Annotated in this window: 24 protein-coding genes and 9 pseudogenes; 15 read left to right on the top strand and 18 right to left on the bottom strand. The window is 68.8% G+C overall.

Features of this window, described 5'->3' with window-relative positions; translation table 11 throughout:
• Positions 1-7: 7 nt before the first annotated feature.
• Positions 8-778: an IS21-like element helper ATPase IstB gene (istB, locus tag OG322_RS40670; RefSeq protein WP_329305852.1), complete on the bottom strand. Its 771-nt coding sequence runs from the start codon at positions 776-778 to the stop codon at positions 8-10.
• Entirely contained in the window at positions 775-2,190 is a 1,416-nt protein-coding gene (gene istA, locus OG322_RS40665) for an IS21 family transposase (RefSeq protein WP_329305853.1), read from the bottom strand. The genes istB and istA overlap by 4 nt, the downstream gene beginning before the upstream one ends.
• Positions 2,191-2,665: 475 nt before the next feature.
• Between istA and OG322_RS40655 the strand changes: the two genes are divergently transcribed.
• Both OG322_RS40655 and OG322_RS40650 read left to right on the top strand, forming a co-directional pair.
• Complete coding sequence (locus OG322_RS40655; protein WP_443066585.1) at positions 2,666-3,742, top strand: IS110 family transposase; 1,077 nt, start codon at positions 2,666-2,668, stop codon at positions 3,740-3,742.
• A gap of 20 nt (positions 3,743-3,762) precedes the next feature.
• Positions 3,763-4,077, top strand: a pseudogene (locus tag OG322_RS40650) (transposase); the annotation flags it as partial.
• 48 nt (positions 4,078-4,125) lie between these two features.
• On the opposite strand, the pseudogene OG322_RS40645 reads toward OG322_RS40650, so the two are convergent.
• Positions 4,126-5,117, bottom strand: a pseudogene (locus tag OG322_RS40645) (IS5 family transposase).
• Between the two features lie 207 nt (positions 5,118-5,324).
• On the opposite strand from OG322_RS40645, the pseudogene OG322_RS41870 reads away from it, so the two are divergent.
• Positions 5,325-5,536 (top strand): annotated as a pseudogene (locus tag OG322_RS41870) (Tn3 family transposase); the annotation flags it as partial.
• A 73-nt stretch (positions 5,537-5,609) separates the two neighbouring features.
• On the opposite strand, the gene OG322_RS40635 reads toward OG322_RS41870, so the two are convergent.
• Positions 5,610-6,002 carry a hypothetical protein gene (locus OG322_RS40635; RefSeq protein WP_329305856.1) on the bottom strand — a complete coding sequence of 131 codons (393 nt, stop codon included), beginning with the start codon at positions 6,000-6,002 and terminating at the stop codon, positions 5,610-5,612.
• 81 nt (positions 6,003-6,083) lie between these two features.
• Here OG322_RS40635 and OG322_RS40630 point away from each other — a divergent pair.
• Positions 6,084-7,014, top strand: a protein-coding gene (locus tag OG322_RS40630; RefSeq protein WP_443066535.1) for an IS5 family transposase whose coding sequence is annotated in 2 segments (ribosomal slippage) — positions 6,084-6,421 and positions 6,420-7,014 — 933 coding nt in all. Because the reading frame shifts where the segments join, the coding sequence is not laid out codon by codon here.
• A gap of 360 nt (positions 7,015-7,374) precedes the next feature.
• On the opposite strand, the gene OG322_RS40625 is transcribed toward OG322_RS40630, so the two are convergent.
• From OG322_RS40625 to OG322_RS40615, 3 genes and pseudogenes are all read right to left on the bottom strand, one after another.
• Complete coding sequence (locus tag OG322_RS40625) at positions 7,375-7,821, bottom strand: hypothetical protein (protein ID WP_329305857.1); 447 nt, start codon at positions 7,819-7,821, stop codon at positions 7,375-7,377.
• A gap of 569 nt (positions 7,822-8,390) precedes the next feature.
• On the bottom strand, positions 8,391-8,669 hold the full coding sequence (locus OG322_RS40620) for a hypothetical protein (protein WP_329305858.1): 279 nt from the start codon (positions 8,667-8,669) through the stop codon (positions 8,391-8,393).
• 64 nt (positions 8,670-8,733) lie between these two features.
• Positions 8,734-9,768 (bottom strand): annotated as a pseudogene (locus OG322_RS40615) (relaxase domain-containing protein); the annotation flags it as partial.
• Between the two features lie 92 nt (positions 9,769-9,860).
• Between OG322_RS40615 and OG322_RS40610 the strand changes: the two are divergent.
• From OG322_RS40610 to OG322_RS40600, 3 genes are read left to right on the top strand one after another with little or no spacing between them, the layout of a single operon-like run.
• Positions 9,861-10,085, top strand: a complete 225-nt coding sequence (locus OG322_RS40610; RefSeq protein WP_329305859.1) for a hypothetical protein — start codon at positions 9,861-9,863, stop codon at positions 10,083-10,085.
• Positions 10,082-10,318, top strand: coding sequence for a hypothetical protein (locus OG322_RS40605; RefSeq protein ID WP_123466100.1), 237 nt, complete (start codon positions 10,082-10,084; stop codon positions 10,316-10,318). Before OG322_RS40610 ends, OG322_RS40605 begins: the two co-directional genes overlap by 4 nt.
• Positions 10,319-10,347: 29 nt before the next feature.
• Complete coding sequence (locus OG322_RS40600; protein ID WP_124287013.1) at positions 10,348-10,536, top strand: hypothetical protein; 189 nt, start codon at positions 10,348-10,350, stop codon at positions 10,534-10,536.
• A gap of 333 nt (positions 10,537-10,869) precedes the next feature.
• On the opposite strand, the gene OG322_RS40595 is transcribed toward OG322_RS40600, so the two are convergent.
• Positions 10,870-11,208, bottom strand: coding sequence for a helix-turn-helix domain-containing protein (locus OG322_RS40595; protein WP_123466098.1), 339 nt, complete (start codon positions 11,206-11,208; stop codon positions 10,870-10,872).
• 848 nt (positions 11,209-12,056) lie between these two features.
• Positions 12,057-12,185 (bottom strand): annotated as a pseudogene (locus tag OG322_RS40590) (IS6 family transposase); the annotation flags it as partial.
• 67 nt (positions 12,186-12,252) lie between these two features.
• Between OG322_RS40590 and OG322_RS40585 the strand changes: the two are divergent.
• The 5 genes and pseudogenes from OG322_RS40585 to OG322_RS40565 all read left to right on the top strand — a co-directional run.
• Positions 12,253-12,931, top strand: a pseudogene (locus OG322_RS40585) (IS6 family transposase).
• 311 nt (positions 12,932-13,242) lie between these two features.
• Entirely contained in the window at positions 13,243-13,803 is a 561-nt protein-coding gene (locus tag OG322_RS40580) for a hypothetical protein (RefSeq protein WP_123466096.1), read from the top strand.
• Between the two features lie 280 nt (positions 13,804-14,083).
• Positions 14,084-14,290 (top strand): annotated as a pseudogene (locus OG322_RS40575) (transposase family protein); the annotation flags it as partial.
• A gap of 99 nt (positions 14,291-14,389) precedes the next feature.
• Positions 14,390-14,656, top strand: a pseudogene (locus OG322_RS40570) (transposase); the annotation flags it as partial.
• Positions 14,657-14,698: 42 nt separating this feature from the next.
• Positions 14,699-14,929, top strand: a pseudogene (locus tag OG322_RS40565) (alkaline phosphatase family protein); the annotation flags it as partial.
• Here OG322_RS40565 and OG322_RS40560 read toward each other — a convergent pair.
• The 3 genes from OG322_RS40560 to OG322_RS40550 all read right to left on the bottom strand — a co-directional run bounded on the left by OG322_RS40560 (position 14,922) and on the right by OG322_RS40550 (position 16,960).
• A complete protein-coding gene (locus tag OG322_RS40560; protein ID WP_123466092.1) occupies positions 14,922-15,428 on the bottom strand; it encodes a nuclear transport factor 2 family protein in 507 nt (168 codons plus the stop codon). The pseudogene OG322_RS40565 and the gene OG322_RS40560 overlap by 8 nt on opposite strands.
• A 67-nt stretch (positions 15,429-15,495) precedes the next feature.
• Positions 15,496-16,362: an RNA polymerase sigma-70 factor gene (locus OG322_RS40555; protein ID WP_123466090.1), complete on the bottom strand. Its 867-nt coding sequence runs from the start codon at positions 16,360-16,362 to the stop codon at positions 15,496-15,498.
• A gap of 28 nt (positions 16,363-16,390) precedes the next feature.
• Positions 16,391-16,960, bottom strand: a complete 570-nt coding sequence (locus tag OG322_RS40550; protein ID WP_123466088.1) for a carboxymuconolactone decarboxylase family protein — start codon at positions 16,958-16,960, stop codon at positions 16,391-16,393.
• Between the two features lie 267 nt (positions 16,961-17,227).
• Here OG322_RS40550 and OG322_RS40545 point away from each other — a divergent pair, with 267 nt between their 5' ends.
• Together OG322_RS40545 and OG322_RS40540 are read left to right on the top strand one after the other, a co-directional pair.
• Positions 17,228-17,632, top strand: a complete 405-nt coding sequence (locus tag OG322_RS40545) for an effector-associated constant component EACC1 (RefSeq protein ID WP_185095547.1) — start codon at positions 17,228-17,230, stop codon at positions 17,630-17,632.
• On the top strand, positions 17,629-22,164 hold the full coding sequence (locus OG322_RS40540) for a caspase, EACC1-associated type (RefSeq protein WP_329305860.1): 4,536 nt from the start codon (positions 17,629-17,631) through the stop codon (positions 22,162-22,164). The genes OG322_RS40545 and OG322_RS40540 overlap by 4 nt, the downstream gene beginning before the upstream one ends.
• Positions 22,165-22,221: 57 nt before the next feature.
• Here the strand turns inward: OG322_RS40540 and OG322_RS40535 are convergent, their stop codons facing one another.
• The 6 genes from OG322_RS40535 to OG322_RS40505 form a co-directional block, all read right to left on the bottom strand.
• Positions 22,222-22,464, bottom strand: a complete 243-nt coding sequence (locus OG322_RS40535; RefSeq protein ID WP_123466084.1) for a hypothetical protein — start codon at positions 22,462-22,464, stop codon at positions 22,222-22,224.
• A 526-nt stretch (positions 22,465-22,990) separates the two neighbouring features.
• Positions 22,991-23,455, bottom strand: a complete 465-nt coding sequence (locus OG322_RS40525; RefSeq protein WP_221198159.1) for a DUF6415 family natural product biosynthesis protein — start codon at positions 23,453-23,455, stop codon at positions 22,991-22,993.
• A gap of 44 nt (positions 23,456-23,499) precedes the next feature.
• Positions 23,500-23,682, bottom strand: coding sequence for a hypothetical protein (locus tag OG322_RS40520; RefSeq protein WP_123466082.1), 183 nt, complete (start codon positions 23,680-23,682; stop codon positions 23,500-23,502).
• Between the two features lie 96 nt (positions 23,683-23,778).
• Positions 23,779-24,627, bottom strand: coding sequence for a helix-turn-helix domain-containing protein (locus OG322_RS40515; RefSeq protein ID WP_123466080.1), 849 nt, complete (start codon positions 24,625-24,627; stop codon positions 23,779-23,781).
• Positions 24,628-24,643: 16 nt separating this feature from the next.
• Positions 24,644-25,177 carry a DUF6879 family protein gene (locus OG322_RS40510; protein WP_123466078.1) on the bottom strand — a complete coding sequence of 178 codons (534 nt, stop codon included), beginning with the start codon at positions 25,175-25,177 and terminating at the stop codon, positions 24,644-24,646.
• Entirely contained in the window at positions 25,146-25,412 is a 267-nt protein-coding gene (locus tag OG322_RS40505) for a hypothetical protein (RefSeq protein ID WP_123466076.1), read from the bottom strand. Before OG322_RS40505 ends, OG322_RS40510 begins: the two co-directional genes overlap by 32 nt.
• A 695-nt stretch (positions 25,413-26,107) precedes the next feature.
• Between OG322_RS40505 and OG322_RS40500 the strand changes: the two genes are divergently transcribed.
• Complete coding sequence (locus tag OG322_RS40500; RefSeq protein WP_164494527.1) at positions 26,108-26,257, top strand: hypothetical protein; 150 nt, start codon at positions 26,108-26,110, stop codon at positions 26,255-26,257.
• Positions 26,258-26,282: the final 25 nt, after the last annotated feature.

The following is a 26,282-nucleotide window of genomic DNA, read 5'->3' as shown; positions in this document are numbered from 1 at the left end:
CCCCGGATCAGGCGACTTCCGTCTCGCGCTCGATGGCCTTGAGGCGGTTCTTCAGCCGGTAGCTGGGGCCGTTGATGGCGACGACTTCGCAGTGGTGCAGGAGGCGGTCGAGGATGGCGGTGGCGAGGACTTCGTCGCCGAAGACCTGGCCCCATTCGCTGAAGGTCTTGTTCGAGGTCAGGATGATTGAGCCCTTTTCGTAGCGCTTTGAGATGACCTGGAAGACCAGGTTCGCCTCGGCGCGTTCGAGGGGCTGGTAGCCGACTTCATCGACCACGAGAACGCTCGGCCGCAGGTAGGAGCCCAGTTTGCTGGTCAGACGTCCGGCCGCCTCGGCTGCTTTGAGGTTGCGGACCATGTCGTCGAGGCTGGTGAAGTAGATCGAGTAGCCGGCCCGGCAGGCCGCGACCGCCAGCGCGATCGCAATGTGGGTCTTGCCGACGCCGGGCGGCCCCAGCAGGGCGGCATTGGCCTTTGCTTCGACGAAGGACAGGGTGGCCAGGTCTTTGATCTTGCGCGGGTCGAGCTCGGGCTGGAACGAGAAGTCGTACTCATCGATCGTTTTGTGGTGCGGCAGCCGGGAGAGCCGCAGGCCCTGTCGGAAGCGGCGGTCGTCTCGGACGGCGAGTTCCTCGGAGAGAACGAGGTCGAGGAAGTCGAGGTAGCCCATCTTCCCCTCGTCCGCCCGCCGGGTGTACTCGTTGATGGTTTCCGCCAGGTGGGGCAGGCCGAGCTTGGTCGCCGTGGTGCGGATGCGGTTGCCGGTCAGCTCGCTCAAGACGATTCCTTCGTCGCTCGGTTACTGGTGAAAGGGCGGGTCCCGGTCAGCTCGTCATAGACCGACAACGGTCGGCGGCCGACCTCGACGCGGGTCGCCGCAGCCCGGTTGAGGAGAGCTTGCAGCGGTCCGGCCTCCTCGCCCAAGGGGCGTTCGTGACGCGGCCGGGGCAAGGCGTCGCCGGTGGTGGTCCGGCGTCCTTTGCCGGTGGGCAGCTCGTCCCAGTGCTGTTCTTCGACGACACGGACCCCGCGTCCGACTGCCCGTGGATGCATGGCAAGCAGCGTCTCGCCACCGGAGTCGGCAATGGTGGAATGCAGCATGACCTGCGACTTCGTGGCCCTGATCTCCACCAGCTGACGCGGTCGGACCTTGCGGGCGGGGACTGAGTAGAGGTTCCCGCCGAAGGCGACCAGACAGTCCTTGCCGACCGGCCGCAGATGACGTTCGGCCACCAGATACGGAGTGGGTGGCAACGGCTTGAGAGCCGCGTGGTCACGAGCTGCCCGCTCACCGATGACCTGCTGGTGAGTCCGGTGCGTCTGGGCTCGTCGTTTCGGCACCCAGGCGGTGAAGGCGGCGTCCATTTCCTCGATGCAGGAGAAGGCCCGGCCGGAGAGAACGTGGTCGCGGACGATCAGGACCTGGCGTTCGACGCGGCCTTTGCCCTGGGGGCGGTAGGCGGCCAGCACATCGATGTCGAAGTCGTAGTGGCCGGCGAATCCGACCGCCTCCGGATGCAGTGGAACCGCCTCACCTGGGGCGACGTGACGGCGGACGACTGTCTTGGTCCGGTCATAGACGATCGTCATCGGCACCCCGTTGAAGTGCGCGAATGCCCGCCGATGGCAGTCGAAGAACGTCTGCAGGTCCAGGCTGGTGGTGAAGCAGCAAAACGGATCACGCGAGTACGACAGCACCATGTGGAAGGAGTAGACCTTCGGGATGCCCATGTGGGCCAGGATCCTGCCCTCATCGCCCCAGTCCACCTGAGCCTGAGCACCCGGGATCACCTCGAACCTGCGATGCATCCCTGCCAGCTCTCGCGGGGTGATCCCCAGTTCCTCCGCGATCCTTGGGCGGGCTTCCTGCACGTAGAGCTTGACCCGCTGATAGTTCCCGGTGAACCCGTACTCCGTGGCCAGCCGCTCGTGAATCACCGCGGCCTTCATCAGGACCTCGGCCCGCAGCATCGCGTCGATCAGCGGAGCGACGTCGTCGACCACTCGCTTGCGCGGCTGACCACTCGCCGTCCGGCGCGGAGGCGCGGACGAGTCAGCAGACAGGTACTTGCTGACCGTCCGCCAGTTCAGCCCGGTTTCCTTGGCGACCTCCGACAGGCTTATCGCCCCGGACTCCACCAGGCCGCGGAAACGCCGAAGCTCCAGCCACCGCTGCGGGTCCAGGACCATGGCCCACCCCTCTCTGCAACTTTGGACGACAAGCAGCAGCGTGCCGGGGGCCGGCCCTCAGCGCATCAAAAGCTCTGTACGTTCATCCGTACGCGGCTATGTGCGTTCACGTGTACGCCGACAACCGTCATATCTCAGCTTCACCGCCGCCACCGCGCGATTGAGTTCAAGAAGTTCCTGATCCGGATCGACAAAGCGGTGCCCGTCGGGCTCGACGTCCATCTCGTCTGTGACAACTGTGAGGATCGTGGATGTGCCGCAGGGGGCCGGAGCCTGACCCGTGTGACAACTGGCCGCAGCTGCCTTGGTGTGGAACTGTCGGCCCCGGCCTCCTGCGGTGCGTACTGCCGCCGGCCCGGTGAGCGTGTCCCGATAGGGGCTTTGCTGCACAAAGCACCGTCACAGTTCTGACCGCCCACCGGACCGGTGCCAGCCACCAGACCCAGTCCAAGGGAGCCTCGTGACCGTCACCAGCATGCCCCAGCCGGCGCTGCCCGCGCAGCACCTCCCCCGGCCGGCGGAGGAAGTGGTCCTCGGGGTGGACACTCACAAGGACGTCCATGTCGCCGCCGTCATCACCGTCCTGGGCGCCTCACTCGCCCACCAGGAGTTCCCGGCCACCGCCGCCGGATATCACCAGCTACTGACCTGGGGACAGTCGTTCGGCGTTCTGCGTCGGGCGGGGGTCGAGTGCACCGGATCCTTCGGAACTGCACTGACCCGTCTTCTGCGTCGGGAGGGCATCGAAGTCGTCGAAATCAACCAGCCCGACCGTGCCACCCGGCGCAAGCGAGGCAAGACAGACGCCCTCGACGCGGATGCGGCCGCCCGCGCGGTGCTGTCCGGACGGGCCACCACCGTGCCGAAGAGCGCGGACGGGCCCGCGGAAGACATGCGGGTCCTGCGACTGGCCAAGGAATCAGCGGTCAAAGCCCGCACCCAGGCGCTGAACCAGCTCAAGGCCGTCCTCATGTCCATCGACCCGGACCTGCGAGAACTGCTCACCAGACTCAGCAATCCCGCGCTGGTCGCGACCTGCGCGGCCCTCGACATCGGCGACCGGGGCGAGGCCGTCTTCACCATGCGTCTGCTCGCCCGCCGCGTCCAGTACCTGTCCGACGAGGTCAAAGAGCTCACCCGGCGCACCACTCGGGCCGTCCGCTCCTGCCGCCCCGAGCTGCTGGACCTGGTCGGCGTCGGACCCGACAGCGCCGCAGTCCTCCTCATTGCCGCAGGTGACAACCCAGACAGGATCACCGACGAGGCGTCCTTCGCTGCTCTGTGCGGTGTCAGTCCGCTCGAGCAGTCCTCCGGCAAGACGCAACGCCGGCGCCTGAACCGCGGCGGCAACCGCCAGGCCAACGCCGCGCTCTACCGCGTCGTGCAGACCCGCATACGCTGGGACGAACGTACCCAGAAATATCTGGAGCGACGCACCGCCGAGGGCATGTCCAAGCGCGAGATCATCCGGTGTCTGAAGCGGTATGTCGCCCGCGAGCTCTACCGGCACATCCAGCCCCGAGCCGCCAACCCGGTCCCCTCTGCGGCTTGACGAAACATAGGGGCTTCTACGCCACCCACAACACCGCCGAGATCAAAACCTGGCTGGGCAAACACCCCCGCTTCCACATCCACTTCACTCCGACCGGCTCCTCCTGGATGAACCAGGTCGAGCGGTGGTTCGGCCTACTGACCGACAAGCTCATTCGCCGCGGCGTCCACAGGTCCGTGAAGGCCCTGGAGGACGACATCACCGCATGGATCGACACCTGGAACGAGAACCCAAGGCCCTTCACCTGGACCAAGACCGCCGACGAGATCCTCAACTCCCTCGCCGATTACCTCGCCAAGGTCGGAACCGATAGCCAGCAGACAGGGCAGAACTAACCATCAGGATTTCTGGCGCATCACACTAGGGCGTGTATCGAGTCGGGATCAATCGACGGTCCGGGTGAGGTCTTTGATCCAGATCATCGAGGCACGCAGTTGCAGGCCGGCAAGGTAGCTCTCGGGGGTCTTGTCGTAGCGGGTGGCGATGCCGCGCCACGCCTTGAGCTTGTTGATCAGGCGCTCGACAGTGTTGCGTTCCTTGTACAGGTCGGTGTCGTGGGTGAGGGGTCGGCCGCCCTGGCGGCCCTTGTTCTTCCGGTGGGTGGTCTGGTCCTTCTTCTCAGGGATGACAGCCTTGATGTTTCGTCTGCGCAGGTAGGCGCGGTTGCCGCGGGAGGAGTACGCCTTGTCGCCGGCGACGGCGCCGGGCCGGGTGCGGGGTCGGCCGGCCGGGCCGCGGACCCGCAGCTTGTCCAGGACCGGGATGAACTGCGGGCTGTCGGCGGCCTGGCCCACGGTCAGGGTCAGTACGAGCGGTCGGCACTTGCGGTCGCAGGCGATGTGTACCTTGCTGGTCTGGCCGCCCCGCGAGCGTCCGAGCAGGGCGGCTTTCAACCGGAGCTTGCGGCGGTGCCGGAGGCGTCTTCGCGCGGCGACGCCATCGGCGCCCGGTCCGGTTTGTTCTTCTTCGGTGCCCCCTTTGACCGGACCTTCTCTTCCTCCGCGGCCTTCTCCAGGGCGTCGAGCACGCCGGGGGCCAGACGCATACCGGCCGCGTCCTGGTGGGCCCGGGCGGTGGTGGAGTCCACGCTGACCAGGGAGAGGTCCACCTCACCCCGCGCGGCCGCCTGCGCGATCAGCCCTTCCAGCAGGGTCTCGAAGACTCCGGCGTCCCGCCACTGCCGGAAGCGGTTGTGCACGGTGGACCACGGGCCGAACTCGGCCGGCATCTCCCGCCACTGCGCTCCCGAGCGGAACTTCCAGATCACGCCCTCGAACTGCTGCCGAAGTCGTGCGGGATACGGACCGTACTCGCCGATCGGCAGGTACGGCTCGACGTACTCCCACTCCTGGTCCGTCAGTTGCCGCCGTGTCATACACACCGGACTACCCGATCCACCCGCTCCACGAGAACAAAACCCACAGATTGATCACGACCCGATACACGCCCTAGTTGGCAAAAACGGCGGCAGGGCGCCCCAAGGCAGGGAGCTGTGACGCCTCGTAGTTGGCAAGGATGCCGCAGGTTAGTTGGCAACCAGTGATCACGAAATGTGACCGGCCTATCCGAGGATCGTGTTGGCAACGCCCTGGTGCTGTTCACCACCCGCTACATGGACGCAGCCCTCGACCAGCTCCGCACTGAGGGCTTCGAGGTCCGCGACGAGGAGGTGGCCAGGCTCTCCCCGTTCGTGCGTCACCACGTCAACATGCTCGGCCGGTACTCCTTCCATCTGCCGGAGCTGCCCGGGGCCTGCGGCCCCTGCGCGATCCGGATGCCGCCGACCAGGGGTGAACGTGGCCTCGACGGCCAGACGCGTGTGGCGGTCCTGTCCGGGTTTCCGGACGGGACCGCTCAGCACGGGCTGTTACGGAATGAGCAGGTAGAACGGCTGGTTCGCCGCTGCCCCGTCGGTGCTGGTGGTCACGCGGATGGAGTTGGCCGGGCAGGAGGAGTCGTTGCGAGAGACGCGGACGCCGCTGTTCCGGGGGGCGGTGTTGCTGAGGGTGGCCATCGGGATGGACTTGGAGGCCTGAACGCCCGATGCCAGGACGACGCAGTACGAGCCGGTGGCGGGCCTGCTGACCGAGGTGACGGTGTTGGTCTTCTGGGAGGTGCCGCCGTCCGAGTTGACGGTAGCGGCGGCCTGCGCGTAGGGGGCCACGGTGTTGCTGGTGGGATCGGCGGCCATCGCGATCCCGCCCAGGGTGGCGCCCACGGTGACGACGCCGAGGCCGGCCAGGACCAGCTTGGAACGCATGCGCATGTGAATCGTGCCCTTTCTAGGTCCTGTTTCTCGGATCTCCTGACCTGCGAGGGGTGTTGGGGCCAGGCTGGGTTCATGGGCCGTGGGGATCTGACGAATGCGGAGTGGGATCGGCTGGAGTCGTTCCTACCTCCTGGTGGTACGCGTGGAGGTCGGTGGAGCGATCACCGCCGGGTGATCAACGGGGTTCTCTACCGGGTGCGGACCGGCGTGCAGTGGCGGGATCTGCCGGAGCGATTCGGGCCATGGGAGACGGTCTATAAACGACATCGTCGCTGGTCAGCCGATGGAACCTGGCAGATGCTGCTGTCTCGCATCCAGGTAGCCGAGGACGCCGAGGGCGGCATCGACTGGGACGTGTCGGTGGACTCGACAGCCGTGCGAGCCCACCAGCACGCCGCCGGTGCGAGGAAAGCGCCCCCGGCCGCCGTCCCTCAAAGGGGGCCAAGTGGGGGACGAACCAGGTCGATCCGGTACTGCGGAGACTGACCATCCGCCTGGAGGAGGTGGTCAGGTCGGCGAATGTCTGGGACGTTCCCGCGGAGGATTCACCACCAAGATCCACCTCGTTGCCGAGGGACGATGCCGGCCCCTCGCCTTCGTCCTGACACCCGGACACTACGGAGACGGACCCCAGCTCGAGCGGGTGCTGGAACAGGTTCTGGTGCCGCGAGCCGGAGTCGGCCGGCCACGCACCCGGCCCGACCATGTCTTGGCGGACAAGGCCTACACGTCCCGGAAGAACCGCCGCTACCTGCGACGACGCGGAATCCGGCACACCATCCCCGAACGTCTCGACCAGCAGAGACACCGCAAGAACCGAGGTTCACGCGGCGGTCGGCCTACCGGTTTCGACAGCGAGCTCTACAAGAAGCGCAACACCGTCGAACGCACCATCAACCGCCTCAAAGGCTTCCGCGCCGTCGCGACCCGCTACGAGAAACGCGCCTACATCTACCTCGGCACCGTCACACTCGCAGCACTCATGATCTGGCTCCGTACATGATCCGAGAAACAGGACCTAGGCAGAGGTAAGGCCCGGTCGGAAACCGGGAGCTCCTCATTCACTCCCGCCGCCCACGTCTCGCCCCAGCCGCGTTCACCCCTGAGGATGATCACGGCCTCTGCAACCACCCGAACGGCCGCCCTCGGCCGCCGGCTGCGGGAAGTGCTTCTCCTGGCAAGCATCTCCGTGGATGCCGCGTTCATCGCACCGTGGACAGCCAGAGTCGCCGTACGCCACCGCTCTGGACAGCGGCCCCAGAGCCGTTGACCAATCTGGCACTCCGCAGAGTAACCACAGGACAACATCGGCGACGCTTGCCAACAAGCGTGCTGCTTTGCCAACTGCGCTGCGTCGTCACAATCAACCGGCGGGGGAGAGGTCTCCCTCCTCAGCGGCCGGACTCTGTCCACAGGGCCGCAAATAGAGGCTCCTCTTGAGGCCGCCGCGATCAGCGGGGCGGCCCGTACGTGAGGAGTCGTCATGCCCGAGAACACCGTCACCGCGCCGCTCGCCCCGATGGAGCCGGAGGGTGTCGTCGGCGCCTTCGCCTACATCCAGGCGTTGCAGGCCGGCGACATCGATACCGCCTGCGCGGTCGTCGACGGCATGGGCCCGGAGGTGCTCAAGATGCTCCTGGACGTCGCCGCGCGCATCTTCATCCCGGTCACCGCCGTGGACGACCACGACGGGGAGCCCTGCGCGCATTCCTTCCTGGCGGCGGCGCTCGGACGGCTTCTGCTGGAGCTCCTGCGACGGCGAGTGCCTGGCCGGTGCGCCGGGCATCGCCCAGACCATCATCCGCTTCACCGAGAACATCCTCACCGACGACCACGGCAACGTCGCCGATGTCCTCCGGCAGCTGGAGGCCGCGGGGATGAAGCAGGCGATGGAGGCGCACCTGGTGCGCCGGACCACCGCGTAGAGCGCATCCGGGACTGTGGTGGTGCGGCGCGCGCCGCACCACCACACCGCACCGCGTATCCGGGGCGCACCACCGCACCGCGTATCCGGTGCGCGCCGCCGCACCGCGCCGCACCGGGCGCGCGGCGGCGGGCCCTATATCACAGACCCCCTAGACCGCGACCTGATCGGCGGCCGGGACCTGCTCTGACAAGGGGAAACGCTCCGCTATCCAACGTGGTCAAGGAGAAACGTGCGCCCGTCCGGACCTGGACAAGGGGTGGGCGGGCTCCCGCCCGAAGCTGGACAAGGGGTGCCGGGTCGCCCGTCCGGAGCTGGACAAGGGGTGGGCGGTTGGCCGGTGCGCCCGATCCGGGAGGTGCGCTTCGCGTGCGGTGCGGAGCATCGGATGCCGGACATCGTCCACTCGATGCTGAGCATCGTGGGTTCCACTCGGTGGGCGATGCCCGGCATCGTCACCACAGCCAGGCACTGGAGTGCCGCACACGGGACAGGGCGCGGGCATCGCGGCGCGCGGCCGCGTTGCCGATCCGGCTCTGCCGGGAGCGGGGCCGGCGGGACTCCCCGGCCGCGAGGCGGCGCTTTCCGGCGTCCTGGAGCCGCCGCCGCTGCTTGTGCAGCTCCAGCTTCTTCGCCGCCTTCGACTTCGGTGTCCGGGGCCGCTTCCAGACCGGCTGCCACCCCGCGGGCTCATCGGGCTCGGGCTCCTGGTCCTCGTCGAGCGCGGTGGCCATCTCCTGGTGGGCTGCGCGAGCTCGGGCGAGGGCGTCCTGCGGGTTGGGCAGTTCTCCGGGGTACTCACGCGACTCCTCCTGTGGGTCGGCCCGGCGTGTGCTGGATGCCGGGCTGCTGGGTGTGCGGCGCCGGGGCGGGCTGTGGGCGGAGGCCGTGAGCGACTTCGCGTGCCCGCTTGCTGTCCTGGATCGTGGCGGCCAACTGCGCGGCGGCGGCTTCCATGGTCTGGCGGGTCCGCTCCACCGTCTCGACGCCGGTCTCCGGCTCCAGGAGGCGGCCGCCGTTCGGTCCGGTGCGGAACGGGCGCGGGTGCGAGCTCGAGGTAGCGGGCACGGCGACGGTGCGCGGCCGGGTGCGGGAGCCCAGTCGCTCCGCACGCCGCGCCGCGTTGACCCGGGCTGCCAGGGCACCGGCAGCGAGGCGGGCCCGCTCGTACGGGGGCGCGGTGCGCTTGCGGGTCAGCGGGCGCAGCACGGCCTGGTCGTCAGTGTCGCGCGGGTACAGGGCGCGCAGGTCGGCGGTCCTCGTCCGGCCCCGGCCGACGGGGCGGGTGTAGTCGTCGACGGCCGTCTGCACGATCTGTTCGTCCAGGCCCGGCTGGTGGGGGCGGCCGCGCAGGACGTAGGAGAGGTGGCGGCGGGCTTCGGCAAGCAGGTGGTGGCGTTTGAACGCCCCGCGCATGACGTACACCACGGCGACGACGTCGACGGCGGCCAGAACCACGTCGACCACCGGCCGTACCCGCGCCCACACCGCCGCGGCGGCTGCCGCCCGCGCCCGCTCCGCCAGCCGGGAGACGACATCGGCGCCGAACGCGGCGATGGCTGACTCCCGCCATCCCTCGCGCAGCTCGGACAGCGACCGCAGCACGGTGCGCTTGTGCGGGCGCGTCCGGTCGGCGGCCTGGCAGGCCAGCGCGTGGGCGGCCCGCTCCCCCGGCGTGTGCCCGTGCTTCTTCTCGTACGTGGCAGTCAGGACGGACATGGCGTCCTCGATCTGCTGGCGGCGGGTCGACTGCCAGCCGATGAGCCGCTGGTCGATACCTGAAATCTCCATGACGGGCCGGCGGCCGGGCGTCACCTCGCGCGGCTCCCAGGACCTCCTTCACCGCGCCGGCTGCGAACTCCAGACCGCGGTCGATCCGTACGAGCTCGGGCACCGCGCCGAACGGCGAGACGTCGCTCTCGTGGGTGAGCGCCATGCGCATCGCGGTGAGGACCGTGCCGGAGGTCGGGGCGGTGGCGATGGCCCAGCCGCGCAGGGCCCGGGTGCCGTCGTCCACCACGGTGGTCGGGGTTCCCCATGGCACCCCGGGCCCGTTCGGCATTCACCGCCCAGAGGCGGAGACGGACGATCCGCCGCAGGACGCGTACGCGGCTGCTGTTCCCGCCCCACGCGACGGGCGCGGCCGGTGAGCGGAATCTGGCGGCAGGTCCTGGCCGCGTACACCACCGACCAGCATGACGAGCGCGACCGCGAGCAGCTGCTCGCCCTGGGCGCCGCCGAACTCGCCCACGCCCGCAGCAGCGAGGGCAGTCCCGCCACCGCCGAGGACGTCCAGCACATCGCGCTCCAGGAATTCGGTCTCCTGCTCGGCATCACCCAGGCCCGCACCGCGCTGCGCGAACGCCGTACCCGCCACGGGTAACCGTCGCGGCGGTCGGGCGTTAGAACGGTGTGACCAAGACGACGACGCGGCCCGCCACTCAGATCAGCGACCGCGCCGCACCGCCGCCTCCCGCTCCGCCAGGTGAGCCGATCTTCGCGGCGCTGGCCGCGCACTGGATGGCGGCGGGGCGTGTCGTGCCCGGTCAGGTGGACCGGGAGTGGGTCATGCTGGCAGGCAGCCCGTGGCCCCTGCGATAGAGACCAGTGTGGTGCGGTGGTCGCCCCACGGCCCGCACCCGCTGCACCCGGCCGGCAGCCTCGGAGTCTGTCCGGTCACCGAGGCTGCCGGACCGGCCGGTCACGTTGGGCCCCTTCCGGTCCGGCAGCCCCACCCTCGTCACAGCGTTTTCACGGGCCTCCCAGACGATTGCGGGCCGCGGCTCCGGTCAACCGCCCCAGCCGCGCCTGCGTCTTCTTGCCGGCATCGCGCGGCGCAACGCCGATGCTTCGACGGCCCTGTCGACCGGGACGCCGAGGCGTTCCGGTCGACGTGCATGAAAGGAGGCGACGAAGTGGCCGATGCCAGGCGTCTCAGGGCACGGCCGTGGGATTCGCCGATTCGGCGGCGCGGCGGTGTTCGGCATTGATGCGCTGGGCCTCTTCGAGCTGGTCTTCGAGGATGACGATGCGGCAGGCGGCCTCGATGGGGGTCCCGTTGTCGACGAGCTCACGCGCTCGGGCCGCGATGCGCAGCTGGTAGCGGGAGTAACGGCGGTGCCCGCCAGCGGAACGGAGCGGGGTGATGAGGCGGGCTTCGCCAATCGCGCGGAGGAAGCCCTGGGTAGTACCGAGCATGTCGGCGGCCCGGCCCATGGTGTAGGCGGGGTAGTCGTCGTCATCGAGACGGCCGAACGAGTCGTCTGCTGTCATTGCACCTCTCTGTGAAACACGCTGGAGGGGCCCTGGTGCCATTGGCACCAGGGCCCCGAAGGAACTGCTACACCATCTGCCGGCCCTGGAACTGCGCCGGCCTTCTGTTTCCGCTGGCCCGACCTGAGTTCTGTCGGGGATGCGGGGATCGCGGTTGCTTGACCGGAGACCACCTCACTATCGATGTCCTGCGGTACCCGGGCTCAGCGATTCCGCCCGGGCGATCCTGATGGCGCCTGGCTCCTCCGTTCTTCCCTCTTGATCAACTACTGCTTTGCACTGCTGGTGATGCGAACTGCTGGTGACCTGAACAAGCGCCACTCTCCGGCAGCCAGCCCCGTCGCCCGTCCTGCGTCTTCTCTGGCTTAGAACCCCACTGCCGAACCTCCCGGCACGCGCGTCCGCAGCCGACGCCTTTACCGAGGAACCACTGACAACCGCACTGCGGTCCTGCGAACTGCACATTCGGGTACTGCCACCGCGTTCGCCGCGGCCCTGCTCACGGCGGCCCCTGAACCTGCGGGCCACCCGGTCCGGCCGTCAGTCCCGTCGCCGTCCTGCAACAACCCTGGCTTCGAAACTCCACCACCGCACCGTCCTGCTACCTGCAACTGCGTGCTGCTGCCCGCCAGTTCGTCTCTGCCGGGCCTCGCTGATCTCGGCTACGAGAGAAACCATAACCACGCTGCCACCCAATGTCTACTCCGACCGACATAGATTTCCATGTGCTCGACAGCGAGATAATCGGACCTTGCCGGTTGAGGGAGGCGGGCGCTGTCACGTTGTTGGGTGTGTGAGTGCCTGATGGTGTGTCGGGTGTGGCGGGGGGTTGGGTTCCGGCTCCGTGCTCAGGCCGCGGCGGGCAGGTCGGCGACGCCGGTGACCTGGTCCCAGATGGCGAAGCGGGTGGTCATCTCGGTGCGGTATTCGGGGGCGGTCATCAGGTGGCGGTGGGGTCGGAAGTGGGGTGAGATGCCCGGCACTGTCACGTTGACTGACCGGGTGGGATGATCTTCTGGTTGGTCATGCTGGGAGGGGGCGTCCGTGGACAGCGCATCGCCGTCGTACAAGGGGCACCGGTACCCGGTCGAGGTCATTGCCCACTGTGTGTGGCTGTACCACCGCTTCCCGCTGTCGTTCCGCGAGGTCGAGGAGCTGATGCTCGAGCGTGGCGTGGTCGTCTCCCACGAGACGGTCCGCCGCTGGTGTGCGAAGTTCGGGCAGGCCCACGCCAACGGCCTGCGCCGCCGCCGGCCCCGGCCCGGGGACAAGTGGCACTTGGACGAGGTCTTCGTGAAGATCAACGGAGAGCAGAAGTACCTGTGGCGGGCCGTCGACGCCGACGGCAACGTGCTCGACATCCTGGTCCAGTCCCGCCGGGACAAGGCCGCGGCCCCGGCGCTTCTTCCGCAAACTGCTCAAGAGAACCTGCTCGGTGCCGAGGGTGATCGTCACCGACAAGCTCCGCTCCTACGGCGCGGCCCACCGCGAGGTCATGCCCTCCGTCGAGCACCGCGCCCACAAGGGCCTCAACAACCGGGCCGAGAACAGCCACCAGCCCACCCGGCAGCGCGAACGCGCCACGAAAGGCTTCCGTAGCGTCGGCGGAGCCCAGCAGTTCCTGTCCGCGTTCAGCGGCATCTCACCCCACTACCGACCCCACCGCCACCTGATGACCGCCCCCGAATACCGCACCGAGATGACCACCCGCTTCGCCATCTGAGACCAGGCCACCGGCGTCGCCGACCTGCCCGCCGCGGCCTGAGCACGGAGCCGGAACCCAACCCCCCGCCACACCCGACACACCATCAGGCACTCACACACCCAACAACGTGACAGCGCCCCTCGGCGCTCCGTCGCGAGCAGCACAGCGGTCGGCCTGCCGGAGAGGAGACAGCCGCCGAAGAGTCCTGCGACTCGGTGTGCGGCCCCGGTCTGCTGCGGCGGATAACCGCAGACAAGTGAGCAACAACCCGCGTTGAGCCAGCGGCGGGGCGACGACCCCGCCGCCGGCCCCGTACCTACGGTGGATACATGCGTATACGTCAATTCCTGCCGATCTACCTCGCAACGATCGCTCTGCTCGCCGGCTGTGCCGAAGCGAACAAGGAGCCGAACGGCGCAACGGACCGGTCGTCGGCGCCCGCCGACCGGCAGAGCAAGCCGCCGGGTGACGGCAGCCGTGCCTGGGAGCCGGACGACGCGCTGCAACGGGCAGAGCGGGCTCTGAGATCGGCCTCCGACAGCGACGCGCGTCCGGAACTCGTCCACACCGCTAGCGCGTTCGTCGCGAGCGGCCTGGACAGGAAGCAGAAGACGCCCGGCGACCGGCCGTACCTCCTCAGCATCACCTGTGACACAGACGGGATCGGGGAACTCACCCTCACCCTGTCGCGAGGCGATCAGGAGCAGGCGTACGGAATCGAGTGCGGGGACCGGGAGGCCGACCAGTTCAACATCCCCGCGGGTAAGCCGTTCACCGCACGGGTCGACCCGGTCAAGAACGGCACCGGCCTGATCCTGTGGCGCCTGGACACCATCGCCCGGGATGTGGTGGACGGGTGTGACGACGACATCGATGGTTGTGACAGCTGAGCGGTGGACGTTCTTTGAGCAACGGTGGCGGAGCAACCTGGGTTCTGTGCGGCCACGATCCGCACCCACGTGGCGTACCGGGCACGCGCGGTCCGGTGTCGCCGCCCGAAGCGCCCGAGGGGTCTCCGGTGCCCGACACTCGGGGGCGGAGGGCCATCAGCGAGGGTCCTTCCACCTGCTGGTGTCGACCAGGAGTTGAACGCTCCCACGCAACGAGGAAGCTCCTGGTAGACGGGTTCTCGACCAAGATCGCCCGCACCGCCAGGAGCTCCGCGTACTCGTGCACCCGTCGTCGATCAATCTGTCCAGCCGTTCCCTGCGCTACTCGACCAGCCAACTCGCTACCCGGAGGCGGGAGGCCGGTACGCGATGGCAGCGCCTCGGTGCCGGTCGTCAGGCTCTGCTCGCACTGGCTCATCTGCGGTGCGACGACACCTACGCCAAGCTCGCCGCCGGGTTCGGCATCGGCATCGCGACCGTCTGCCGTTCTCGATGCGCCAGCTGAGCTTCGCGGTGCGCACGAGGACGGGCAACGTGGTGGTTGCGGGGTGGAGTGACCCCCGAAATTCCGACACCTGGACGCTGGATGTTTCGTCATCCAGGGGAAGTGATCCAAGGTGGCAAAGCGGAAGAACTCCCCGAAGAGTTCGAGCGGGACGCGGTGGACCTGGTGGGTTCCTCTCCGGACCGTTCCCTCACCGACATCGCTCACAGCCTGGGGATCCATCTGGAGACCCTGCGCAAGTGGGTCCGGGAGGACCGGACCCGTGTCCAGGCGGCGGACGGCGGGGGTGACGCCGGCATGACCTCTGACGCGAAGGAAGAGCTCAAGCGCCTGCGGCGGGAGAACGCCCGGCTGAAGGAGGACAACGAGATCCTCCGGAAAGCCGCCGCCTATATGAAGGTGAAGGCGGCGGGTGCGGTGGCCCGCAAGAAGCTGGGCATGCGCTACCGGATGGCCGTGGTCCCGCTGGACCCGGCTCCGGTGCGCGGCAGCCACGGCAGGCTGCCGGAGCGGCCCGAGGACGGTCCCGTACTCCTGTGCTCGCGCCCCGGCGAGGTGAGCGGAACGCTCCCCGCCACGGAGGTCAAGTCGCTGCTGCTGCGACTCGCGGGGCTCACCTGAGGTTGTCGAGAGCGCTACGGAGCGTGTCGATGCGCCAGCCCCCGTCCGCCTCGCGGCGCAGGTGAAAGCGGTAGGCCCCGGAGACGGCCAGTGAGGAGGTGGCATCCTGGATGCGCAGCTGGATCATGTAGGCATGCGCGGTCGCCTCGTCGCCGGACAGGTCGATCACGTGGTTGCTGAACAGGTGGCGCCGCTGGTCGCCCTGCTGGGGCCAGAGCGCCGCTTCGGCCGCCGCGATGGTCTCGGCGCCCCGGTGCAGCGGGGTCTCGATCTCTCCCATGACCGTGGCCTGCCAGGTGGCGTCGGCGGTGAAGCACTCGGCGAGGGCGGCCTGGTCGCGCTCGTCGTAGGCCCAGCCGTAGCGGGCGATGCGCTCGGTGATCAGCAGACGGTCCAGGGTCGGACCGCCGTGCTCGCCACTCGGGGGGCGCGGCGGAGTGAGAGCGAGAATCCCGGCGGCGGTGCCCCAGCCGGGGGTGGGGCGGGCAGTGGTGTCCATGACACTCCCTGTCTGGATATGGACCGGTCCGGGCGGTAGGCACCGCCCGGACCAGTCATGACGCCTGTCACCTGGCCAGTCGGGCCGGCTCGTCGAGGCGTGTCAGCTTGTGAGGGTTGCGCACCACATAGATCCGTGTAATGAGGCCGTTCTCGACCTCGATGCTCACCGCGGCCGGCTCGCCGTCGAACTCGATACGGCCCGCGGGGGCGCCGTTGAGCCACACGGGCGTCGTCTCGAGCGCCTCGACGAGCCGCTCCGCCCTGGCGAGCACCGGCGCCACCTGGGCGGCACCGCAGATCGGCACCAGAGCGGCCGACACGATCCCGCCCCCGTCGGCGATCATGACCACGTCAGGGGCCATGACCTCCAGCAGGTCCTGAAGCTTCCCGGTACGCAGTGCGGTCAGGAACCGCTCCACCACGACCTGCTGTTCCGAGCGGCTCACCTGCATCCGCGGCCGGCGGGCCGCCACGTGCTCGCGTGCGCGCCGCGCGATCTGCCGTACGGCGGCCGCCGACTTGCCGACGGCTTCCGCGATCTCCCCGTACGGCATGTCGAAGACCTCGCGGAGCACGAAGACGGCGCGTTCGGTGGGCGCGAGTGTCTCGAGCACGGTCAGCATCGCGATCGAGACACTCTCCGCCAGTTCGACGTCCTCGGCCACATCGGGGCTGGTCAGCAGCGGCTCCGGAAGCCACTCCCCCACGTAGTCCTCGCGGCTGCGCGACAGCGAGCGCAGCCGGTTGAGGGACTGGCGGGTGACGGCCCGCACCAGATACGCCCGGGGCTCGCGCACCTGGGAGTGATCGACGTCGGCCCACCGCAGCCAGGTCTCCTGCAGCACGTCCTCCGCATCGGCCGCGGAGCCGAGCATCTCGTAGGCGACGGTGAACAGCAGGCTGCGGTGGGCGACGAACGGGTCGCCGGTCATGGCGTCATGAGTCACACCGATCATGGTGTCAGACTGCGCCGGCCGTCCGGGGCCGCTCGGCCAGCGGGATCTGGCAGGCTTCGGAGTAGCCCTGCGAGGTGATCCCGTGCGCGGTGTTGACCCGGGTGGAGAGGTTGGCGAAGCCGACGAACACGGTGAGCTCGACCAGGCCCGCCGGGCCGAGCTGCTTGAGCAGGCTCGCCGACAGCTCGTCCGAGACGGTCGGCGGGGTGTTCGTCATGGCCTCCGAGTACTCCATCACCTCGCACTCCAGCGGGGTGAACGCGTCGGAGTCACGCCAGTTGGGCACCTGGCTGGCCTTGGTCAGGTCCAGGTTCTGGTTCAGCGCGGCGAAGTAGTTGATGTCCAGGCACCAGCTGCAGCCGACCTGGGCCGCCACGGCCATGTGCGCGAACGTCTTGAGGCCCTCGTCCACCGCGTCCCACGCGGCGGCCTTCGCCGAGAACTCCAGGTTGGAGGTGGCGACGGCGGGGTTGTTGAAGACCACCTCAACGGGCTCGGGCACGGAGCCGAGCTGCTGGATGAGAGCTTCCTTCATCTCGGCGGGAAGCTCGGCCTTGGGGATACGCGGTGTCATGGTGTTCTCCTTGTTTCAGCGGCCTTGCGGCCTGTTTGACATGAAGACACCGCCGGGCGCACGAGTGTGACAACTGTGAGGATCGTGGATGTGCCGCAGGGGGCCGGAGCCTGACCCGTGTGACAACTGGCCGCAGCTGCCTTGGTGTGGAACTGTCGGCCCCGGCTCGCCCGTCCGGGTGCGGTCTTTTTCGCAGCGGCGAACATCGCTAACCTCAGGAGTCGCAATTGACAGCCGCGTATCTCATGCGGTGAGAACGGGGGAGCCATGGACGTCACGGTGATCGCAGAAGGCCCCGACGGAGGAGAAAAACTCCGTTCCTTACGGGGATGGTTGGTCGATTCTCAGGAGTTGCGGGGGCGGGTCGACAGCGTGGAGCGGCCGCCGAAGACCGGCACGCTGGGCCCGGTGCTGGACGCCCTGTCGGTCGCACTCGGCCCGGCCGGTGCGGCGAGCGCGTTCGCTACCGGTCTCATCGCCTGGCTGCGCACCCGCCGGGGTGATGTACAAATCAAGGTCACGCTCCCGGACCGTAGTTCGCTGGAGCTGACCGCGAAGCGGGTATCCGGTCTCGACGCTGACGCCCTGCAGCAGCAAGTGACCGAGGTCACCGATCTGTTGAGCCGACAACAAGGAGACACGGGCGGGGCCGAGCGTCGCGAGCTGCCATGACGGACCTGTCCGGCGCGGGCGTACGGGTCCTGCTGATCGCGACCGCCACGCACGAAGGCGCCCTGCTGACGTCGGTGCCCGCAGTCGCCACCTCCTGCCAGGATCTGCGCACCGCCTTGATCGAACGCTGTGGGGTGCGGCCCGACCACCTGCGCCCGCTGCTTGACCCGGCCGACGCGCAGACCATGGCGCGGGCCGTCACCGAGGAGGCGCAGCGCGCGGAAACCGTGCTGCTGGTCTACTTCATCGGGCATGGTCTGCTCGGTCCGGACGGGGAGCTGTACCTGGCGGCGACCAGCACCGACCGCCTCACCCCTGGAATGGCCGAGCACCAGGCACTGTCGTTCTCCTCGCTGCGCCAGGCGCTGGAGGCGAGCCGGGCGTCGTCCGTTGTCGTCGTACTCGACTGCTGCTTCTCCGGGCGGGTCTCCTTGAGCGGCAGCCCGTCCCTGCCTGCGTTCACAATGACGCCCGCGCACGGCATGTACCTCATGGGGTCCGCCGAACAACTGGCTCTCGCGCCTCCCCACGCCGTGCACACCGCGTTCACCGGTGCGCTCATCGAGCTGCTGACGCACGGCGACCCGCGCGGGCTCCAGCCGCTGACCCTTGATGCCGTGTTCGACGGGGTTTTCCGGGCGATGAGTGACCGGCAGGGGCCGCTGCCCCGGCGTCAGGCCGGGGACCGCTCGGGACACCTCGTCATCGCACCGAACTCGGCGGTGCCAACGCAGGCGGGTCCTCCAGAGGAAGCGGAGCCCGCGCCCGGCCGCTGCCCGTATCTGGGCTTGGATGCCTTCGGGGTGGACGACGCCGACGTGTTCTTCGGGCGTGACGGTATGACGGAGCGGGTGTTCGCCGCGCTGACGGAGGTGGCCGCGACGGATGAGCCGGGCCCGCTGGTTCTGGTGGGCCCGTCCGGTTCGGGAAAGACCTCTCTGCTCAGCTCCGGTCTCATGGCCGGGCTGCGTGAGCGGGGCTTGCTCGGCACCACCTCCTGGCTCTCCCTGCGCCTCACCCCCGGCAGAAGCCCGCTGCGGCGGCTGGCAGCTCGGTTCGACACCAGCCCCGAGTCCGTCGATCTGATCCGGGAGGATCCCGACCGCGCGGCCGAGCTGGCCGAACGGCTGCTGGCCGGCCGGCCGGAGCAGAGGCTGATCGTCGTTGTCGATCAGCTGGAGGAACTGTTCACGCTGTGCACGGACCCGTCGGAGCGCACCGCGTTCCTGCGGGCGGTAACTGCCCTGGCCCGGCTTTCGGGCGGGTGCCGGCCGGGGGCGCTGGTGGTGCTCGCGCTCCGGGCGGACTTTTACGGTCAGGCGGCCGCGCACCCCGAACTGCTCGCCGCTCTGCGCGACACCCAGCTGTTGGTCGAGCCGATGACCGCCGACGAACTCCACGCCGCCATCGAGGGACCAGCCGCCGCCGGGGGGCTGGTCCTCGACGAGGGCCTCGCCGACGTGATCCTGCACGAGTTCGGCGCGACAGCAGACCGGCAGCCGGCCGCGGGGGCACTGCCGCTGCTGTCCCATGTCCTGTGGGCGACCTGGCTGCGCCGCGCCGGATCGCGGCTCACCGTCGCCCAGTACCGGGCCGCCGGTGGTATCGCGGAGGCGATCAAGACCACCGCCGACGACACGTACGACGGGCTCGACCTGCAGGGCCGGGAAGCCGTACGGCTCATGTTGCCCCGGCTGGTGCGCGTGGGAGAGGACTCCGCCGACACAGCCCAGCCGGTGGACCGCTCCGCGCTTCTGCATGGGCTGCCTGACACAGCGGCCGCACAGCGGGCCATTGACCAGTTCACCGAAGCCCGCCTACTCACGCTCGATCACGACTCCGCGCGCATCAGCCACGAGACGCTGCTGCGCGCCTGGCCCCGGCTGACGGAGTGGGTCGACGCGGACCGGGACTGGCTACGCGCCCGACAGCAACTCGCCGCCGATGCCCGGGCCTGGGAGAAAGCCGGGAGGGAATCCTCGTTGCTGTACCGGGGGAGCAGGCTGGTTGCTGTACGGGAACGCGCCGAGTCGTCACCGGTGAGCGCCGTCGAACCGGAGTCTGAGCTCGCCAAGTTCGTGGACGCCTCTTGGCATCAGGAGCGCCGGGGTGTGCGCCGGGTCCGAATCGCGGTGGCGTTCCTCGTGGCTCTGGTCGTGCTCGCCACATACGGGCTGATCGGTTCCGTCGCCTTCCAGCGGCGGGCCGAGCGGGCGGGCGAACGCGACTTGGCCCGGTACCTCGCCGCCGAATCCGAGGACCTCCGTGACCAGCAGCCCGGTCTGGCCAAGCAGCTCAGCCTGGTCTCGTACCGGATGAACAAAGACGCGGGGCGCGGGGCGCTACTCAACAGCCGGCGCACGCCCGGTGTGATCAACGCAGAAGAACCTGCCCAAGACCTCGCCTACAGCGGTGACGGCCGCATCCTCGCAATCTCTGTCTTAGACAGGATCGAGCTGCGCTTCCCGGGCGGCTCCGCGCGGGTCGGAGCGGGCGTGATCGGCCCGGTCACGATCAGCCGGGACGGCCAGACACTCGCCGCAGTCACCTACGACAAGCGTCGGCCGAAAACGGCGCGGGTGCAGCTGTGGGACATATCGGATCCCGCCCACCCGAGGCAGACCGCCGCGCCGCAGCTGGACCACGCCGTCCACGCGCTCGCCCTCAGCACGAACGGCAAGACCCTGTACGGCGGTCTGACGACCGGTGAGATCCGCGTCTGGGACATCGGCGACCAGGCCGCACCGAGACCACTGCCCACACTCCGGGCACATTCGGCGCGGATCGACTCCCTGGCAGTGTCCCCCCAACGTGACCTGCTCGCCAGCATGAGCGACGACGGCAGAATCCAGCTCTGGAAGGCGGCCGACTCCGGGCGCCCCGAGCGCGTCGCCATGCTCAAGGGGGCATCGTACGGCCGCAGCATTCTCATAAACCCCAGACCGCTGCACCGGGTGGCCTTCAACCCCACCGGACGGATGCTCGCAGCTCCCCTCGCCGTGAAGAATGGGGACAAGCTCGGGCTGTGGGAGTTAGACGCGCCCGACAAGCCCCGAAAGATGGAGAAGAAGAAGGACGACTCGACGATCGACACATCCACCTCCTGCTACGAAGGCCTGAATTCCCTAGCGTTCAACCCGACCCGCGACTACGTCGCCGGGACCTGCGGCAGCACCTGGCGAGTATGGATCTACCAGAAGACCCTCGTTCCCGGCGCACTTCTGTCCGGGGCGTCGGGCGGCGGCCAGGGAAGCGGCGACGAGGTGGGGATGGTCCTGTTCGACCCCGCCAAGCCCCGCAGACTGTTGCAGGCCACCGACCACGGCGTGCGCGTTTTCTACATCAACAACTCCGCCCAACCAGGTGCCGAGGCATTCCTTCCAGCGACGCCCGGAACCGGAGGCCAGTTCGACTACCGGTTGGCAGGCAAGAGGCAACTGATTGCTCTTCAAGGAGTGGGCTTGAACTACCTGTGGGACGTGACAGAGATGCCGGACTCGGCCACGCTCTTGGCCGCGACCCGCTCCCCCGACATGTTCACCGGCGGGGATATCGCCCTCAGCCCGGACGGACGCCTCCTCGCCGACGTGGAAGTGTACGAGGGCAGTAGGGTCGACAAGAAGGGCAAGAAGCAGGAGAAAGTCGGTCTGCGGCTGCGCAGCACCTCGGCGCCCCGAAGAAGCGCACCGCTGGCTACCATCGACGAGTTGGACAACGGTGTGGCGGCGATCGCCTTCAGTCCCACCGAGCCCGTCCTGGCCGTGTCCGACATGAACGGCTTCAGAGACAACAACCACAAGACACCCGTCGTACGGCTCTACGACATCGCGAACCCCAAACGCCCGCGGCAGATCGCCCGAATCCATGCGGCGACCACAAAGCTCGACTTCTCCCCCGATGGTAAGTCGCTCCTCCTCACCAATTCCCCCTTCGCCGACCCGGACGATCCCCAGCCCCAGCCCGCACAGAAGTTGGAGAGCTGGGACCTCACCAACCCAGCGCAGCCCGAGGAGCAGTGGGCGCGCCCCGTTGAGACCGGAATCGACTCAGTGCACGTCGCGTTCCGGCCGGACGGCAAGCTGCTCGCCGTCTACGACAATGGGGGCACGCTGAGGCTGTGGCGCGTCGAAGGACACCGGCTCACCGAGGAGCTGTCTCGCGTCACCGTGGGCGTTCATGGCGGCACGATCGCCTTCAGCCCCGATGGAACCCACCTCGCCCTGACCGCGACGAAAACCATCCTTGCCGACGAACGTCCCGAGATCTGGGACCTGACCGATCCGAAGTATCCCAGACGATACTCCTACCTGCCCAGCTCATCGCGCGCCGCCGATTTCTACGCACTCCAGTTCAGCCCGGACGGCGAATTCCTCGCCATCGTCAGGGCATCCGCGGGCGTCGAGATATGGGACACCAACCCGGAACGGGTCATCGCCGACCTCTGCGACTCGGCGGGCGATCCCATCAGCGGGCAGGAATGGAAGCACTACCTGCCCGACAAACCGTACGAGCCGCCGTGTCGTCCGTCCTAGTCACGGGCGGAGCGGCGGAGCGGATCTGGACCTGCCGATCGGTCGGGGCATCGACACTCATGCCGCCCTCACTCCGCGATAGTCGCCGCGGGCCTGACGGCGCAGCTCAATCCGGTCCGCCGGCCTGCCGGGCGGTCGGGTGTTCCAGAAGGGGTGCCACCAGATGCGGGCGGACAGGAGAAGCAGGCGGCGGCGCAGTGCGGTGTTGCCGTGCTGGCGGGGTGCTGCGAGGGCGTCGTACGTGGCGTTGAGGTCGCGCTGGGCCTGCACCAGGTCGGCAGGGAAGGTGGGGGCATTCATCCCCGCATTAGATCGTGTGTTCGATTTTCTTGTCACGTCTGGACACGCGCGTCCGTGCTCGCTGCCCGATCATCCGCACGACCCTACCGGCAGCCACCGAACATGGCGGGGGCCTGCAACGCACGGCCCTGCACCGGCTCCACGCACCTCCATCCAGGGCATCGGCGCAGTTCAGGGGTGAAACGTGCAGGAGCGTTTCACCGGTCGCGTTTCACTGCCACAGGCTGGTGTTGCACCTGTATGGGCTGCGCAGCGGGCAGGGACTCTTCGTGGTGAAGTCGCGCCGATTCCCGTGCTGGTGGACCCGCGTCGCACCAGACTGGTCGCATGACACAGGGACCGAGGGTGTGCGGCAGCGAGCGTGATGACCCGGAGCACGGGCCACAGCCCGGCCGCGACTACCGCGAGCTGACCGGTGGGCGGACGGGCAGCTGATCGAGGTGACCGGCTGGACTGAAGAGGAGATCACCACCGGCGCGTACCTGATCACCCCTCATAGCGCATACGGGCCGGGCGGGCGGGCCTCCTACGGGCCTACCTTCAGCCGTCCTGGCGGTCCGTGGGTATGGGAGGGTGACACGCCCTGATCGGCTGAGGGCGCGGCAGGCTGACCGGTTGCGGTCTCCAGGCGGTCCAGGCGTGCGTAGAGGGCACGAACAAGCCGCGCACGGCTCTGGGCGCAGCGGACGGTGCCCTCGATCATCGTGGACAGCCGGCCTTCCGCCTCACGCAGGACGACGTCGGCGAGTGCCTTCGGCCCGCTGTCCTTGGGCAGCTGGTCGGCGCGGCGGCGGACGTCGGCGGCGACCGCGCGGGCGTGACCTGTGAGCTGGAGGGCGATCTGCTCCAGGTCTCGGGTGGTGAGCGTGTCCTCCCCGGTCCATGCGAGGACGGCCGTGACGAGACACTCGTACGACTCGCGGTCGAGCGGGAGCTCCGCCTCGATGAGGCCGTCGGGGTCGTACAGGACCGTGTGGGCGCTGGTGTGCACGGCGGGCCTTGCTGCTGGGGCGTCTTCGCGCGGGTGGCCGGCGGTCACCGCTGGGGGTCCTCGCCGTCGCCGTGCCTGTCGTCCTGGTCCTCGGTCCGCGGAGCGAGGAACCTGGCGAAGCCCCGGTCCGCGCGGGCCAGCAGGGCCGGTGAGGGGATGCCGTAGGCGGGCGACTGGAGGCCGCGGCCCACCGGCTCGGGGGCGGGGGTGTCGGTATGTACGCGCATGGGGACCCGCCTCTCCGGCCGGTGGTTCGTCGGTGACTTCGACGCTACGCAGCGTTGGGGCCCGTCCTCAACGAAGTTGCGAGTAATTGCGGAGGTTCACTCCAGGGCATCGATCGCGGCCTGGATGAGCGTGCGGGCGGCGTCGCCGTACACGGCCATCTCCGCGAGGCCGGTGAACGCCTTCGCGTAGTCGGCGAGCTCGCGCGGCTGCGTCACGTTGATCTCTGCGGTGAGTGTCTCCACCACGGCCTGGAAGTCGTCATGCAAATAGAACGCCTCGAGCGGCCACACGGTGCGCTGCGCGGTGAACGGGATGATCCCCAGCGAGACGGACGCGAGCGGCATCACGGCCAGGAGGTGGCGCAACTGCCCGCGCATGGCATCGGGGTCTGCGGTGCGGAAACGCAGGACGGACTCCTCGATGAGGACGACGAAGAGCCGGCCGCCCTCGTAGAGGAACCGGGAGCGGGCGACGCGGGCGGCGACAGCTTCGGAGACGTCGTTCGGAGTGCCCTGGAAGCTGGTGATCTGGTTCATGAGGGCGGTCGCGAAGCCGGGGGTCTGGAGGAACCCGGGCGGCACGTTGGAGAGGTACGCCCGGCAGACGCGGGTGCGCTCGTAGAGGGCGTAGAAGTCTTCCTGGACCTTGCGCATGCCGCCCTGGTGCAGGCGGCGCCACTCCAGGTACATGGAGTCGACGGCGCGGGCGGTGGCAATCAGGTCGTCGGCCTGGTCGTCGGCGCCGCACGCCTGGCACCAGGTGCGGATGTCCGTATCGGAGGGCGGGGCGGCGCCCTTCTGGATCCGGGTGGTCTTCGCGGGGTGCCAGCCGCACCGGGCGGAGAGTTCGCGCCCGGTGAGGCCGGCGTCTTTGCGCAGGTGCTGCAACCGCACGGCGAGCGCCTCGCGGGCTCCCTGGGCGCTGGACGATGGAGATGCGGTCATGTGGCTGCTCAGGGGCCTAGACGGTGTACTTCTCGTGCGGGATGCCGCGCTCCCAGACGGTCTCGAACGCGGCCGCGCACAGGCGCACCGCGGCCGGGTCCTCGGTGATCTCGCAGCCGGGGGCCACCCAGTCGCCGTCGCCGCTGAAGAAGTGGAACATCGCGAGGCGTCCGTCGATCAGCCAGTAGTCGTTGCCCGGCAGGGCGATGTCCGAGGCGTTGCGGCGGGGCAACCAGCGGACCTGTTCGCCAGCGCCCACGTTCATCTCGGTCACCGCGTGCTCCCACCGGATGTAGTCGGTCACCGGCTCCGAGACGATCCGCGCGCGGCGCATCACCACGCCCCGGGCCAGGGTCTCCTTGACCAGACCGAGCCACTCGGGCCACCAGCGGGCAGTGGGGTCCAGCGTGATTTCGCCGGTCCGCGCGAACTGAGCGATCTCTTCGGCCTCATCGCCAACGCCGTAGTGGTCGCGCATCTCCAGATGCACCGCGCTGTGCTGAGCGCCCCTCAGCAGTTCAGCGAAGTCCGGAACGCTGCTCTGCGACATCACACGCCTCCCTCAGAATCGACGCCATCCGCACCGGGATACGGATCACCGTCTCGTGCGGCGGGACGCCCACCGCGTGGCCAGGTACCCACTCGGTCCCGCCGATCATCGCCTTCAACAACGCTTCGGCCTCCGCACCCTGGAGGACCAGGTCGGCGCTCTCTTCCTCCACCCACACCGTCGGCGACCCACCGCCTCCCGTGTTCGGGTCGATCCCGACGAACCGTAACGTCATGGCGCTCTCCCGTGTCGAGTCGGTTGCGCTTAGTTGCGCCAACCGTCTCGCGCACCGGCACTCTCGGTCAAGACCGGGGGCCGCTCGGTCCCACGTTCGGTCAACAGCGTGCTCAATCCGACAGCCGGGTGGGCCGGGTGAGTGAACGGCGAGCCCCGGGCGTAGCCCGGTCGGCGTGCTGCCGGTTGGTGGGTTCAGCGGACCGATCGGCCCGCGCACGGGGCCACGTCTGCGAGGCACAGCATGGGACGTCACAAGCAGCACAAGCCGCGCCGCCCCCGGAGCGAGAGCGGCCAGCCGACCACGGAGTGGTTCGGCACCGCGTTCCACTCCACCGAGGGAATGCAGCACCTGGACGTTCGCCAGTCCGGCAACGGCATCCTGATCACGTCCTCCCCTGCCGAGATCGACGGTCTTCCGGCCTCCTGGCCGCTGCGCCTACGCAACGACGTCGACGGCGGGCTGAACGAGGTGGGCACGGCCCTCGCGGCCGGGCGCGGCCACGTCTTCGGCGTGACCGAGGGCCCCGGCTACAGGACCGTCCTGGCGTTCATGCCCAACCACCCGGATAGAGCGCGTGCAGGTATGAGGGTCGTCTGTCGCCGTAGCGGGTGTGGCACGACGCAGTTCAGTTGGCAAATCAGCATGCTTGTTGGCGCAGCGGCCGCCAGGTCACACTGGTCGGCAGGGAACCATTGGACCTTGAGGACCCTTCGCTGCCGCCGCACGCGACCCGCGGCGACTACCAGCTCGGCGTCCCCCTGCGCCTGGTCGACCCCGACCAGCCCAAGCTGGTCCTGGGCGAGATCGACCACGCCGACGCCACGGTGAGTCTCGCCAGGTAACGCCTGGACCGAGTTACGCCGGGGT

Origin of the sequence: Streptomyces sp. NBC_01260 (genome assembly GCF_036226405.1) — a bacterium.
Classification (GTDB): domain Bacteria; phylum Actinomycetota; class Actinomycetes; order Streptomycetales; family Streptomycetaceae; genus Streptomyces; species Streptomyces laculatispora.
Note: the sequence above shows the minus strand (reverse complement) of the source record. Positions and strands in the feature narration are given on the sequence as shown.